The organism is Calothrix sp. NIES-3974 (genome assembly GCF_002368395.1).
Taxonomy (GTDB): domain Bacteria; phylum Cyanobacteriota; class Cyanobacteriia; order Cyanobacteriales; family Nostocaceae; genus NIES-3974.
Genome location: NZ_AP018254.1, coordinates 5,295,776 through 5,311,090, shown reverse-complemented (window position 1 = coordinate 5,311,090; position 15,315 = coordinate 5,295,776). Strand labels below are relative to the sequence as shown.

9 protein-coding genes are annotated in these 15,315 nt (G+C 42.2%); 6 read left to right on the top strand and 3 right to left on the bottom strand.

Features of this window, described 5'->3' with window-relative positions; genetic code table 11:
* Positions 1–407: 407 nt before the first annotated feature.
* Positions 408–1,541, bottom strand: coding sequence for a cob(I)yrinic acid a,c-diamide adenosyltransferase (locus tag CDC37_RS21140; RefSeq protein ID WP_096626496.1), 1,134 nt, complete (start codon positions 1,539–1,541; stop codon positions 408–410).
* A 713-nt stretch (positions 1,542–2,254) separates the two neighbouring features.
* Here CDC37_RS21140 and fraC point away from each other — a divergent pair.
* From fraC to CDC37_RS21125, 3 genes are all read left to right on the top strand, one after another.
* Positions 2,255–2,809 (top strand): filament integrity protein FraC, encoded by a 555-nt coding sequence (gene fraC, locus CDC37_RS21135; protein WP_096624856.1) that lies wholly within the window; start codon positions 2,255–2,257, stop codon positions 2,807–2,809.
* A 348-nt stretch (positions 2,810–3,157) separates the two neighbouring features.
* Positions 3,158–4,249: a septal junction protein FraD gene (fraD, locus tag CDC37_RS21130; protein WP_096624854.1), complete on the top strand. Its 1,092-nt coding sequence runs from the start codon at positions 3,158–3,160 to the stop codon at positions 4,247–4,249.
* Positions 4,250–4,443: 194 nt separating this feature from the next.
* Positions 4,444–5,220 (top strand): ABC transporter permease, encoded by a 777-nt coding sequence (locus CDC37_RS21125; protein WP_096626494.1) that lies wholly within the window; start codon positions 4,444–4,446, stop codon positions 5,218–5,220.
* 131 nt (positions 5,221–5,351) lie between these two features.
* Here the strand turns inward: CDC37_RS21125 and CDC37_RS21120 are convergent, their stop codons facing one another.
* Entirely contained in the window at positions 5,352–6,935 is a 1,584-nt protein-coding gene (locus tag CDC37_RS21120; protein WP_231943137.1) for a sugar transferase, read from the bottom strand.
* A gap of 1,756 nt (positions 6,936–8,691) precedes the next feature.
* Between CDC37_RS21120 and CDC37_RS21115 the strand changes: the two genes are divergently transcribed.
* The 3 genes from CDC37_RS21115 to CDC37_RS21105 all read left to right on the top strand — a co-directional run bounded on the left by CDC37_RS21115 (position 8,692) and on the right by CDC37_RS21105 (position 13,170).
* Positions 8,692–10,089 carry a hypothetical protein gene (locus CDC37_RS21115; RefSeq protein ID WP_157780811.1) on the top strand — a complete coding sequence of 466 codons (1,398 nt, stop codon included), beginning with the start codon at positions 8,692–8,694 and terminating at the stop codon, positions 10,087–10,089.
* 138 nt (positions 10,090–10,227) lie between these two features.
* Complete coding sequence (locus CDC37_RS21110; RefSeq protein WP_157780810.1) at positions 10,228–10,635, top strand: hypothetical protein; 408 nt, start codon at positions 10,228–10,230, stop codon at positions 10,633–10,635.
* Positions 10,636–10,989: 354 nt separating this feature from the next.
* Positions 10,990–13,170, top strand: a complete 2,181-nt coding sequence (locus CDC37_RS21105) for a GumC family protein (RefSeq protein ID WP_096624848.1) — start codon at positions 10,990–10,992, stop codon at positions 13,168–13,170.
* 660 nt (positions 13,171–13,830) lie between these two features.
* Here the strand turns inward: CDC37_RS21105 and CDC37_RS21095 are convergent.
* Positions 13,831–15,315, bottom strand: a complete 1,485-nt coding sequence (locus CDC37_RS21095; protein ID WP_096624846.1) for a glucose-6-phosphate isomerase — start codon at positions 15,313–15,315, stop codon at positions 13,831–13,833.

Here is a 15,315-nt window from a genome sequence, read left to right as displayed (position 1 = left end):
GTATGGATAACAACAAACTTCACGAATATTTTTCTTTTAATTCAGAAAAACTGGCGACGCTGGTTCTGCGATCGCTGTCTTGTGATTAATTTCCTTTAAACGTTGGGCTTAATTCCTCTTCCCAAATCACCTCTGAATTATCATCTATACCCTGATCTAGAGAGTAAACTACCTACACCACCGTGAACGGTCGGTGTAGGCTTAGTCAACGGTACGCTATTTTTCACGACTTAAATCGGATTGCTGTAGCAACTCCAAATGAATTGTCAAATCTCATATATAGGGTTATTGACTGTTAACCGTTGACAGTCACCTGTTTCCCGCAGGGTACAAATAAAACCGATATTTTCACCACGGAAACTAGGATTACTATAGTTTGGATTCTCTCCAAAAATTCTAACTTTAAATTAAAAATCAACTCCCCGCTTTAACTCTACTCCGTGGTTAGCGTAATGTTTATGACAAAAGACCTCCGAGTGGATATTCGCCAAGTCAAAATAGGCTGGTTGATTTTGGCAACGTCCCGTAATGATGATCTCGGTGTCGCGGGGTTTGCGCAATAAAGCTTGAACTATCGGTTCAACGGGTAATAACTCTAAATCCACCGTGGGATTTAACTCATCCAGAATAATCGTTTTATACAAACCAGAGGCGATCGCAGTTTTGGCAATTTCCCAACCCCGTTCTGCTTCCACATAATCCAGTTCTTGACGGGAATTTCGCCACACAATCGCGTCCCGTCCACAGCGTTGATGATCGACTACTTCCGGATAGGATTGCTGAAGAGCTGCGATCGCAGCGTCTTCCGTATAGCCACTTCCCCCCTTAAGCCACTGCATAATTAACACCCGTGTAGAACCGGGATGATTAATACCCCTACCAATTGCCTGTAATGCTTTTCCCAGGGCACTAGTCGATTTCCCCTTACCCGCACCAGTGTAAATTTCAATACCATTTAACCCCTGCTGGTGGGCAACTTCATGGTGATGGGGTTTCATTTCCGAATGTAGATCGGCAATTTCCAGTAACTCCTGGGGTGTACTGCGTCCAGTGGCGATAATTTCTAAATCACTGGGTTTAGATTTGAGGGTACGAACCACCTCCCCCACATCTAATAAACCTAAATCTAATACCGGGTTAATCTCGTCTAACACCACCACCGAATACAACCCAGATGCGATCGCACCCTTAGCCACATCCCAACCCCTTTCAGCTTCGCTCCGGTCAAACTTAGTAATTTCATCGGGACCAAAAAACTCAGCGCGTCCCGTCCGCACCTGATCGATCAAATGGGGAAAACCACTTTGTAAAGCCGCGATCGCTCCATCCTCATCGTAATCCCGTTCTGGTCCCTTTAAAAAACGTAACAACAACACCCGATTAAAACCATGACCAGCATGGATACCCAAACCAATCGACCTTAAAACAACACCCAAAGCCGCTTGCGATTTTCCTTTTCCAGCCCCATCATACACATGAATCTGACCTGTAGCCCGTTGTTGGCGCTGCGCAGTCCGAATCCCAATACCATTCCTTGTCATTTCCACTAACACCCTCTCAAAAATTATCACTTACTTGTTTGTAGTTGCGCTCTAGCGCTTTATTCGTTACCCTTTAACGCCATACACTCAACTACAAGCCAAATACAGAAGTTCTATTTTTCTTTACATGGTTTTGTTTTGTCTCACCGACTAAGTAGGTAGGTACAATTAAACATAAAACCGCAATGTAACCGATCTTCGGTTCAAAGCCTTACTCCCGTACAGACGAGATATATCGCGTCTCTTCAGCGTGCAAAGTATAACATTTACCAATCGTCTACTTAATTCTGTATTCACCATCTCCCCAAATCTCTCAAACAATGCGATAATTTCCCGCGTAGCATACGTATATTAAATCCTGTATTTCCGACCCAATCTTCTATAGTCTTTAGATTCAACCATATTTCTATCGCCATATTCGCCATATTTTCCGTCTCACCTTCCCTACTACCTCTTCTGCCAACAGTACGTACATACGTATTAAATCAGATCAGTTTTTCTGAATCAAGCAAGGTGCAGACGAACATGCTATCACAATCACATTAGGAGAGGTTGCATATTTTGGGAATGAAATTATGATTGATTTTGCTCTCTTAATAATTACCTGTATTAATTTAAACTAGTACAACACGGCGTAAATAGCTGAAATTTTCACTTTTGCCTTGACGTACTAGCAAATTCTCAAGTTCAAATTCTAGACAATCAGAAACACTATGCCGGACTTTATTCAATTACCTTCAATTTTTCCCCTTGGTGCGATACTATTCAACTTTTTATTTTTTACCGTTGCCATTCCCATCGAAGCTTATATACTTAATTATCGTCTGAGATTTGACAAAAGAACCAGTATATTTTACTCCATATTTATTAATTTATTCTCTGGAGTTGTCGGTTGGATAGCCTTTTTTCTGATAGAACCCCGTCTTTCAACAGAGCAGCGTTCCGAACTAATTAATTACGTATTTTTTAATCGATTTACTCAACAAAATATCGTACTTCCATATATTTTCATGATAGCTTTGATTATATTTTTTGCTACTTTTTTCCTCAAATATGGATTACTTCAAGTAGCCATTTTCTCCCTACGTGAACCTAGTGAATCGAAACCAGAACCCCTACCCTACACCCAAAGACGCAGCAATAGACGTAACCTCCGCTTGCGCTTACAAAAAACTTCCGTATTTACCACCACATTATTTGCCAATGCTTTGAGTTACGCCGGAATTCTCGGAATACTACTATTTCGTGGATTATTTCCCATGAATTAGTAATTTTGAGAATAAAGTAAACAGGAGACAGGAGATAGTACCCTAGATGTACTACTGAAATCATAAGAAAATGAAAGTGATTTTCCCTAATACCTACTCACCTGCAAATCAGTACAGTATCAAAGTTAATTTGAGGGATATTTCTTTCTAGTCTAACGAACACGAATTACATAGGCGCAAGCCTTAGCCAACAGCTATGACGTAGCTTGCTTCCCGCGTAGCGGGTATTACGTAGACACGTAGCGGCTTGCCGCAGGCTATTACAAATTACGTACGCGAAGCGGCTTGCCGTAGGCTATTACAAATTACGAATTACAAATTATTAAACCATTTCCAGGAAGAAAGCATATGAATATCATTAGAGACTTTTTAGGTATTGGCAAAATTATTGACACAATCTATGAAAGAATCAAATTTCTGCTGATTCCCAAAAAAGCCTTTTCTTGGCAAGTTTTGATTTATTTAAGTTTATTTTCTTGGTTGATGTCTTTATTTTCTGGAGGATTTGTTCGAGAATTAATCGCCCTACTTGGCTGGATTTTCTTAATTGCTGGCACTTCTTGGTATACAACAGATTCAGCCATATTAATTCCCGGTACAAATATGTCAGTCGGTGCAGTGATTACTGGTTTTCTTGTCAGTACATTTTTTGCGAGTTCTCTGGGTCTTGCTCCAAATGAAATATTTGCTTCCCAGCAAATAGTTTTGTGGCCAACTATTTCCGCTATCATCACAGCCATTCCCGAATTTTTTGAAGGTAGTGGAACCGATGTCAAAACCCAACTACCCAAAATAGAAAAACGGGAACAGGTGGTAGTATTACTAGCCTGTTGTATGGTACTCAGCTGCTGGTTACAATTATATTTTGTTGTCGAAGGATGGGCGAAACAATATCCTAGTCTATTAGCTGATAATTTTGCTCAAAGTACATTCGTCATCGGAACCCGTCGCGATCGCATCCCTCGTAAAGGCGCAGAAATCCTGATTAATCTTGCACCAGTAATCGAAGAACGACTCAACGGTAAGCTATGGGTCGAAGAAGTGGAAAGATGGCTACAAGATAACCAAATCCGACAAAAAAATGGTCAACCAACCCAACCCACCGAACTAGAAAACCTCTCGGAACGAGTAGCCAAGCAAACCCTAAAAGGTATAGAAGAACAAAAACTGTGGAAGGTGGAACCACGAGTGAGAAATATTAATAACAGCTATCAACTCGATCTATTAAATGTTTGGCAAGGACCCCAATCCCTGGGTAAAGACGAAACAGATCAAGATAAAAGATTTTTCTTCAAGATTACCTGTCAGATAGACCCCGTATCTCAAATTAGTGGAGAAGGTACAGTCAACCCCCGTCCCGAAGAAAAACTTACAGTCGCTGAAGTCAAATGCGGTCGCAGACCTGGTTTCTTCGTCAGTTCCCTCCCCCCTCGCTCTTGATTTTTTGTCTTGAATTTTGGGAATACTAGAGACGTAGCAATGCTATGTCTCTACAATAATAATTACGATAATTTTGGTTTGAATACGAAATGTAAATAATTATAATTAATGTATAATTTATTACCAAAACTCAGGAACGCCAAATGTCCCATGATATTCCCAATCCAAAATCTAAAATCCAAAATTGACCGATGATCGATCTTAGTCGAACTTTTGTACTATCAAAAAACGTGGTATTGGAAACAATCCGCGATCGCATTTTGTTTGTAATTGTTTTTTATGGAATTATTCTGGCGATCGCATCTCGGATTTTACCGGAATTTGCGGCTTCCACTGAAGATAAAATGTTTTTAGATGTGGGTTTAGCGGCAATTAATCTCCTGGGTTTAATTGTTGCCGTATTTGTTGGGGTGGGTATGGTCAACAAGGAAATAGACAAACGTACCATCCTCATGTTGATTGCTAAACCCGTAGGTCGCAGTGAATTTATACTTGCTAAATACTTAGGACTATCAGCCGTACTCGCCATACTGGTAGCAGCAATGACCGGAATTTATCTGGGTTTTCTATACTTACAAGGTATTCCCTATTCCCTACCCAGCATTTTACTCGCAGCCCTATTTATCCAACTACAAATATCATTGATTGCCGGAATCGCGATCGCTTTTGGAGTTTTTACCAGTTCCCTATTGGCGACAGCTTTAACCTTTGGGGTGTATTTAATTGGCAATATCACCCAAGATATTCTCAAACTCGGTAGCATCACCAAAAACCCAGGAATTGAACGCCTCACCCAGATTTTGTACCTAATTTTACCAGACCTCTCCCGCCTCGACCTCAAAAACGATGCCGTTTATGGCATGACCGCAGTCATCAGACCCTCCCTACTAGCCGACGCTGGCTACAGCATTTTATACGCAGGCATATTATTAGCCCTGGCGATCGCGATTTTCGCCAACCGCGAATTTTAAACACCAGATGTAAAAATGGGAATAGACAACAATGTAGAGACGCGATATATCGCGTCTCTACTCCGACAAACGAATAATCCTCTTCACCAGATAATCACCCAATCCAAAATCTAAAATCCAAAATCTAAAATCTATCGCCCTTTCCCCAACAAGACCACCCGAATTGTCTTAAATACAATCGCCAAATCTAACCAAAATGAATAATTTTTAATGTAATACAAATCATAGGAAAGTTTCTCATAGGCATCTTCAATGGAAGCACCATAGGGATACATAACTTGAGCCCATCCTGTAATTCCGGGCTTCACTAAATAACGTAAATCGTAGTAGCTGATCTCTTTTCTTAATTGTTGGTCAAACTCTGGACGTTCCGGACGCGGACCAATCAAACTCATTTCTCCCCGTACCACATTCCAAATTTGGGGTAACTCATCAATACGCGTTAAACGGATGATTTTTCCTACTCTGGTAATCCGATTATCCTTTTTACTAGCCCATTTTGCACCGCTTTTTTCTGCGTCCTTGTACATGGAACGGAATTTATAAACCCGGAATGGTTTACCATTAATTCCTGTACGCAACTGACTATAAAACACTTCGCCCGGACTATCTAACTTAATTGCGATCGCCACAATTAACATCAGTGGTGATAATCCAACCAGTAAAAATATTGTCAGAATACCATCGACAATCCGCTTCAGTTTCAAATTAAAACTACCAGGAAAGAGATTAAAACCACTACTGAAGGCAAACCAAGTATCTTCTAACAAAGAAGATGGTAACTTGTACCAAAAATTTTCATAAGCTTCCGGTAAACGATAAATTGGAATACCTCGCAAACGTAACGGCATCAATTGACGCACCTGTTCATCGGATAATTCATTTTCAGTTGCGACTATTACCCCCGACCATATTAATTCCGTCAAGCTAGGTAAATCCGCCATCGTTCCCCAGAGATTAATATTTGTATGTTCTTGTAATAACCTCTCACCTAGTTTCTGTTCCTGCTTTTGTACAACCCCAACCCCACCAGCGTCAATGCTTTCCGATTCACCCTTGATTATCTGTTCAGTTTTTCTGCTTTCAGAGAATAAAGCTCTTCCATCCCAGGAATTTTCACCATCGATTTTCATCAAATTATAGGGTTTCACCGATTCCGAAGCCGATTCCCGTAACACCATCAATTTTGCTAGAGGGTGTTTTTCCAAGAATTTATGACAAAAAGTCATCGACTGTTCATTTCTACCCAGGATTAACCACCGACTTTGTTCCGCATGGGAACGAACCCAATTTGCACTCCACAACCTGGAAGTCACAGCCCACAGGGTAAACATCCCCAAAGAAGGAATCAGAGTTTTGCGCCACAACAATTCATTTTGTTGCCAAGCACCAACCAAATAAATTAGTCCCGCAAATATAACGGTGACAACTATATTGGCAACAATTACCCGTGCAGGCGATCGCAAACCAACAATTTGACTATCCGGATGGTAAGTATTCGCCAAATATAACCCCGCCAACACCAGTACAAATAATCCACTAATAAACGGGTCAAAAACACCATCCCAGGCTTTAAAAGCCAACCACTGAATTACTCCAAAGCAAACTAACAGACCCAAAACATCAGTTAGTAGCAGCAATACAGGCAAAGTACGGGAAACTCGATGTAACTGAACCTGGGCTGGTCTTTGACCCACAGAAAATCTGATATCCATTGAATACTTCCTAAAACCTTGGTTAACTAATACTCAAATAGCCCAATCAGTAAATAGGGAATAGTTATCCTCTCCTTTCTCGCTCCCTCTAGGAATTCAATTCGCGAGGCTCCTTCCTAACCGTCGATTCACCAGAAACATCCGACTTCAGGAGAAGTCGTACTACGCGTGTCTACGGGTCATCTCTACTGCTATTGAAAATAAAACTTGTCCAAATAACCATTCCACAAGATATATGCAAATCATCTAAATGTCATTCCCGAAGCTGCAAACTCAGTCCTTGTCCCAAGGACTTTCCCCATTAAATTCCCCATCAAATGTTTACAAGCATTCCCAGATTTAAGGACTAACTCTAAACAATCCCCTCAATCCCTCAGCACCTCACACCCTTGCTCTGCCGAGCGAAACTTTACCTAGGATAAATGCTAACATCCTACTGAGATACAAAAATTTCTCATATACTAAGGGTTTATTCTAGAGTAATGTAAAAAAAACAGCATACTTTCTGTGAAAAGTTCATGAAATATTTATTTTATTACCCATGGAAAAGCGGGTATTTTTACAGAAATTATCAGATGTTTTATCCGAATAGTACATCTTTGGCGTATACGTGTTTTGTTTTATACACTTAATCATGGGATTGATCATAACACCAAATCAATAAAAATAATGAATTATCGTAAACAATTTAGATGCCTGTATCCTGATATTTACTGATATTTTTCATGGAGAACGGTCGTTACATTCGCCTTTTATATGGTGCTTACCCTATTTTACTTATAGATATGTCACCTGTCTGCGATCGCTTACACTGGGGTTAATCATTTTTTAAGACACGCAACTACTTGGTTATATATGTTGCTTTTATCTTTTACGTAAAAGAAAATACTTACCAAAACAACTATGAAAATTTATTGCCCCACAATTATGAAGATATTGCAAAGTGATAATTTTCCTACGTGTATCGTTGAGCTTTTAAGCTAAGGTATTTACCTAAGTACTCCAACATAAAGGTATTTACCTAAGTACTCCAACATAAAGGTATTTACCTAAGTACTCCAACATATAAGTTATTCCCAGTTCCCATGTTCTGCGTGGGAATCCAAGGGTGCAAAGTTCCTGCTTCGTAAACGAAGAATCTACCTTCAAAACTGGGAGACCACCCATAGCATGGTCACAAGAGAAATAATATAGTTTGGATGTTTCCCCCAAGTCTTGCTAGTAGTTCACCATACAAACTTTGATTCATAAACTCAGTTTACTGACTTAAAAAGGAGTAGTGAGTTGGGAAAAAACCACTTTCATATGTTCTGATGTCAGCAGTACGTGTAGGCTACTCCCTGCTCCCACCTGTCAATTTGGGTTTGGTTGAGTACCACTAAATTAGGAATGGCGAAATAAAGTACATGCCTATTGTAATGGGAACTGACAAGTCAGCGCTTGCGCGATACTCCCAGCGTCTAGCCTCCGGCTGATCACATCTCCACCCCAAGTTCGGTTTCGGAACCAATAAGTTCTACACTTTTGCAAGCAAGACATGAAACGCAAGTCAAAAAGCAACGTTTATCCGTTCCAACCGAATCACGGAAGTCAAATTCATTTCAATAAATACTTCAAAATTTACTCCAAATATTCGTATCAAAAAACAGGAGGTTTTCATTCACCTAAACCACCCCAACTAAATCCATCTTGTTCAGCAATTCTGAACTGGTCTAGTATTCAATCTTGTTTGCGGAGTACCACGGGAGCAAGTTGCTTGATATTTCTCGCCGTTTTTAACCTCCCATCCATTGCTGGAGAAAACCAAATACATCCAACTTCTAACGAATCCCCAAAACAGGAAAAGCAGCTGATTGAAGTATTGCCATCTACCTCACCACCCTATCGATCAGGAAAATCTGTTGCCATACCCCAATTTTCCTCCAGCAATGGGGAAATGACACAACCACAAAATCACGGCAACGTGGATTTTTCAACCCCGATTCACACCATTGCCAAGCCCACCCCAGGAGCTGAAGCCTTGGGTGTGGTTAGTTTACAACCCTCCCCAGACAACTTTTTTCCAGTTCCTGTTTATTCTGCATCAGCAAATAATTCTGAAAATTCCCCAGGGGAGGGAAAAGTAAATGTAATCAGTAAGTTAAAGTTAAATCGGTTAAATCGACCTAATCGATTCAACCAGTCAAACAAATTAAATACATTCAACCGCAGTCAGTTTAGGACTGCACCAGAAGGGACGAAAACAAACATCCTTCCCACTCCCAACTGTCCACCCCCAACTGACTTCGTATCAGGGGAATGCAACCTCCCATCTACCCAATCATCCACCCCTCCGAGTTTAGTTGCAACCAGTAACAAAACCAGCACAAATAATCAAGATATCAATGAAATTTTAAATCAACTGGAAGAATTACCGAAACAAGAATTCACCATCCCCATCGAAAGGGGTTATTTACTATCCCCCGCTTTAACCATTGCCAACCCAAATGGTTACGGGGCTGATGGTAGAACCCTATTTGCCTCCGCTAGCTACCAGCGACGCACCCGCTTTACAAAAACTAATGACGGAGAATTGGGTTTGGGAATTGGAGTCGGGAATGCAGTCAAATCCGTGGGTGTTGAGTTAGCCTATACCTTAAATACCTTTGGTACCAGTCAAGATTTTGGTAGTGGTGCATTTAGCATTAAAATACACCGTCGGATTTCCGAGGATTTTGCTGTAGCTGCGGGGTGGAACCAATTTGCCAGTATTTTAATTAATCCCAAAGTACCTTTTGATTACCCGAAAAATTCTTACTATGTGGTAGCCACCAAGGTATTCAAAACCCGACCCTACATCAGCCAACCCTTTAGTAGGGTAGCTGTCACCCTCGGAGTTGGAAGCGGCCAATTTCTACCCTTTGACAAAATCCAAGCAGCTGCTGCTAGAGACGAAGCACCAACCGGACTTGGTATATTTGGCTCCCTCAGCCTTCGTGTGCTGCGTCCAGTCAGTGCGATTGTCGAGTGGACAGGGCAAGACCTCGGTGTGGGTTTATCCATCGTCCCCTTCAAAAACATACCCCTAGTAATTACACCAGCAATCCGTGATATTACTGGTGCGGGAGACGGTGCTAGATTTATCATGGGAGCAGGGGTAGGGATTCGGTTTTGACCTCTAGATTTTTCGGTCAGGGTGATGGGGGGTGAAGGTAGAGACGACCCGGCGGTTCATCTCTACTAGGTAATGAAGTTTCTCCTTCCCCTCCTTTTTCCGTATTCTGTATTCTTTACGTTTTCAATTCAAAAGCAAATGACTGTAAACAAACTTTCAATCTCCGCTAGCATCTTGGGAATGGTCTTATTGTCATTACCCCTGATGAATACACCTGCCCTCGCAGGTCGGTACAATGCATCTAATAACACCGGGACAAATACCTCCAACAACACCGGGACAAATACCTCCAACAACACCGGAGGTAATACCTCCAACAACACCGGAGGTAATAACACTAACCAACAGGGTAAAACTGGGTATAACGCCCAGATAGTAGCCCGAAGTAACGAAATTGCCGCTCGATTACGAGCCGCGATCGCAACTGGTGATCAGCACCTCATCAACGCAATCACAATCGAAGCCCGGCAATTCCTTACTTCCCTCCAACAACCCCAACCCAAACACCTACAACACCCAATGGTGCGATCGCAGCAAGGCTGGTAAAGTAATCATTGGGTAAGTAAACTACGGTAAATATTCCCAGAAGTAGGGTTTTTTTATAGTTGTCTAGTATTACAGATATCTATCCTAAAAACCCGACTTCTGACCCCACACGAAATTTCGGTTTCAATATTTTTTCATTTGTGGTCTATATTAAATAAATTTAACTTACTGAATAGACTTAATAACGGCTTAATATGAAGACTTTAAGATTGAAGAGATATACATAGACGCGGAGCAGATCAATCTCAGATTATCCTCCCGGCAAGCGAATACTGCTGGCGAATTTTTGAAGGACTTTGTCCCTATCCTCTTCCATACTTAAATCTAATTCCAAATACACAAACAACATCAACTATGGCATCTGAATACGAAGAACAGGATTATATCGATATTCAACAATATTGGCTGATTCTCCGACGAAGGTGGCTAGTTATTCTACTAGTCCTTGGTTCCGTATTTGGTTTGGCCGCTTTTTATACTTTCACCCTTAAGCCTGTCTATGAAGCGGGTGGTAAGTTGATGTTGAAACAAAATAGCTCCTCTTCGCTGATAGGGCTAAGTGATAAGCTTGGTGAGCTGAGTGGGTTGACCAACACTAGTAATCCCCTGGATACAGAAGCGGAGGTGATTCGCTCCACTCCCTCTGTTCAGAAAACAATAGAGAAGTTTCAACTCCGCACTCCCAAGGGGAAACCCCTGAGCGTGGAGGATTTTTTGAAAAATCTCAAGGTTAAAAGTGTCCGGGGAACGGATGTGATGGAATTGTCCTACCGCAGCACCGATCCCCAGGAAGCGGCGAATGTGATTAATTTCCTGATGAAGTCCTATTTGGAGGGGAATATCCTCAACAATCGGGCGGAAGCGACGGCTGCTAAGGAATTTCTCTCGAAGCAGGTTCCCCAGTTGGAACGGCGAGTGGTGGTGGCGGAAGCTGATTTACGCCGCTTTAAGGATGAAAATCGGGTGGTGGAACTGACGGAGGAAGCTAAGGTTGGGGTGGAAGCGATGCGAAATCTCTCGGCAGAATTAACGAGGGCCCAAGCTGCCTTAGCCGAAAAAAATACCCGTGTTCAAACTTTACAAAATCAGCTGGAATTAAACCGCCAGCAAGCAGTAGAACTTTCCACCCTCAACCAATCTCAGGGTGTACAGCAGGTTTTAGCAGAGTATCAAAAAACCCAAGATGAGTTAGCAGTAGCTAAAACCCGCTTGACAAATGACCATCCTACAGTGATTAATTTAACAGAAAAAGTTAATGCCCTCCGCAGCCAATTAGAACAACGGGTGGGTAAGGTGATTGGTGGCGGTGTCGCAGTTCCCGAGCGAGATTTACAAATTGGACAATTGAAACAGAGTTTAACAGCTGATTTAGTTAGAGCAGAAGCCGACCGTCTTGCAGCAGAGCAACAGGTACAAGTTCTCTCGCGCGCCTTGACGGACTATCAAAACCGGTTAGCAGCTCTACCTAAATTGCAACAGCGTCAGCGTGCCCTCGAACGTAAACTTCAGGTAGCCCAGTCCACCTATCAACAGGTTCTGAAGCAGTTGCAGGAAGTAGAAGTTGCCGAACAGCAGAAGGTCGGTAATGCCAGAATTGTCTCTCCAGCCCTAGTTCCCGACAAACCCGTTTCCCCCAAAATTATGTTGAATTTGGCTTTAGGTGGATTCCTGGGTGTTCTCCTGGGGGCTGGAAGTGCCCTGTTACTGGAGGCTCTAGACAAAACTCTCCGGGATATCGACGAAGCCAAGCGTCTTCTTGGTTTACCTGTATTGGGAACCATTCCCCAATTGATGGATAAAAAAGGGAAAAAAGCTGGCGATGAAGAGTTACCAGTACTAAACAATCCCTATTCACCAGCCAGTGTCGCCTTTGAGATGTTGCAGACCAATTTGAGTTTTACCGTTTCTGACAACGAATTGCGGGTGATATTGGTGACCAGTTCCGTGCCTGGGGAAGGAAAATCCTTTGTTTCCGCGAATTTAGCCGTAGCCATGTCCCAGTTAGGAAAACGGGTATTACTTATAGATGCAGATATGCGTCGTCCCCGTCAGCACAAAGTTTGGCAGTTGGCAAATATCACAGGCTTGAGTAATCTTCTTGTTGGTCAAGCAGTTCTGTCCCAAGTGACCCATGAAGCTCTGGTGACATTGGATTTGGTGACAACCGGGACAACTCCCCCCAATCCGGTGACGTTGTTGGAGTCGAAGCGAATGGACAATTTAATTAAGGATGTCAGTAGTAATTACGACTGCGTAATTATTGATACTCCTCCCCTGACAGCAGTAGCGGATGCTTTAGTAGTGGGTAAATTGGTGGATGGGTTGTTGTTAGTAGTGCGTCCAGGTATTGTGGAATCAGCGGCAGTGCAGGCTTCTAAAAATTTATTAGAACAGGCAAAGGTTCCCGTATTGGGGATGGTTGTGAATGGGGTAGATGAGAAGAGTGGTTACGGAGGTTATTATTATGCTAAGGGTTATTACGGGAAGAAGGAGTTTGATGGGGAAGAGAAGATTGCAGGATTGAAAATTGGGTAAATAACTGAAATTGACCCCACCCTTATTGGTGTTGATACATTTAGGGGAGCAGAAAAAGTAAATGTATCAAAATTTGAGCGAAATGATATTAATCCTCTCCCCCAATTTCAGGGAGGGGAAACTTGGGTGATCGCGCTTATTTCTGAACCTATCCCAATACAGTTCAGTTAGACTTAAAAGTCTGATTATTGGGTAGGTTAGGTTGAAGAATGTAGAGGCAGAGCCTAGGCTGTGTAGTTTGTGCCTTTTTGGGGTCGCAAATTCATGCACAAACCGTGACAACAAACTTGTTCCAATACTGCGGCTGTTGATACATATAGGGAAGCTCTGCTTCCTGATTTGAGGCAGTAAGTAGCCCTCGTGGAATGCGTCCCCACGCGCAGCATCGGGACGAGATCATCACAAAAACTGTGTGAACTAAGATACTAATGCTAATGGATCAATTTCAACAAAATCAACAGCCAAGAACAAGAATATAGACCCCTCCTCTTAAATTTCCTCAGAAAGGGCTGCTTTTACATCGGCGATTGTAATCATCAGCATCATTGGTGCAGTGGGTGAAGCAACGAAGCCACATTTTTCGTAGAATTGCTTTGCTTGCTTATTTAAGGCATGTACTAAAATTGCCCTAATTCCAGCAATTTCCGCAGCATTAATGAACTATTTTGGTGTTTGACTGGTCTGTTGAAAGTAATATTGCTGATAATATTCCTGATAGGATTGCTGGTAATATTGCTGATAATATTTTTGTCCAGCCAAAGCGATCGCCAGGAAACCCCACATAAACATTCCCGATAAACCAATCATAATCGTAAAAATGGGGATTCCCAACACACAACCAATACCAATGGCTCTTGATGAGGCGATAAACGGATCAAAGCGAATCTCTTCAATTTGCAAAACTTTGATTAATAACAAGAATAATCCGGAAACGTAGGGAATTGCCCCTAGCCAACCAAGGGTGATAAAGGTGTCTATAATACCACTGTCAACCACAATCGAAATCCATCTATTTTCCTTTTCATCGAAAACAAACGTGTTCCCAATCCCGCTCCCCAAGACATTGCTCAAAGCCGCATTTAAACCATCTTCATAGATTTTTTGTCGCACCTGAGCGCTATTATCCCTCTCCAGATTAGTAAAGGATTCCAATCGATCAGTTATCACATCTCCAAAAGGTTCCATTGTACTCAAAGGAACTACACACATCCCAATGATTAAAGCCGAAATAATCAAGCGCATTTGCATTTTCGGACGGATGGATGTGAACATGCTGATGACGGCAAATAGCCAACACCCCCACATTACCCGTACCATCGACAGTAGGAATGACAAATAGCCCACAGCCGCAGCCGGAATTCCTAGGGGACTACGGGTATTAAATAAAAGTAGTAATCCCGACATCATCATCACCGCGAAGGGTCCAGGAGATGCCATCGTACTCCAAACCCGAATTTTTAAGGGTTCGGGTTCTCCCATACTACCCAATTTGGTGCTGATTAACCAAAACCGATCCCACTCCGGAGCCACTAGGTACTGAATGACACCGTAAATACCAGTTAGTAATACAGCCCAAAGGAAAACCCGTTGAAAATTGTCGCGATATTTAGGGTAATTGCGCCAATTAGTGAATAAATACAAACTAAAACTGACTGGTGTTAACCAGTCGAGGAGGGAACGGACAGCGTTAATGGGTGATGTATGGATTAAACCCACCAAAAAGCCGTAAAACAAACCCAAAAGTCCCAAGGCAAAGGGTAAACCCCCTTCTCGATAGGCACGGGGCAGGTATTTTAAACAACCATGCAGGGTAATCAGACTAACCGCAAAGGGAGCAACTAGGATAAACCGGGTGTCATCAAATCCAGCCCGTAAATCGATCATGCGTGATAGCAGGGGTGTCACAAACCACGACCACCAGGCAAAACCGATGTACATAATGGGATAGCGGAGGTACAAAAAAGCACCGACCGCAAAGGATAGTAAGACATAACCCGGACGGAAAAGACTACCCGCACCACTGGCGATACCAGCAATTGAAAATAGGATGAGTGCCCCAATTGCTAACCAAGCGAGAACAGGCTGCTTTTCCAGATTTTCCTCCTCGAAGGAGCTGGTAGTAGAAATTACTGATTTGTAAACCAT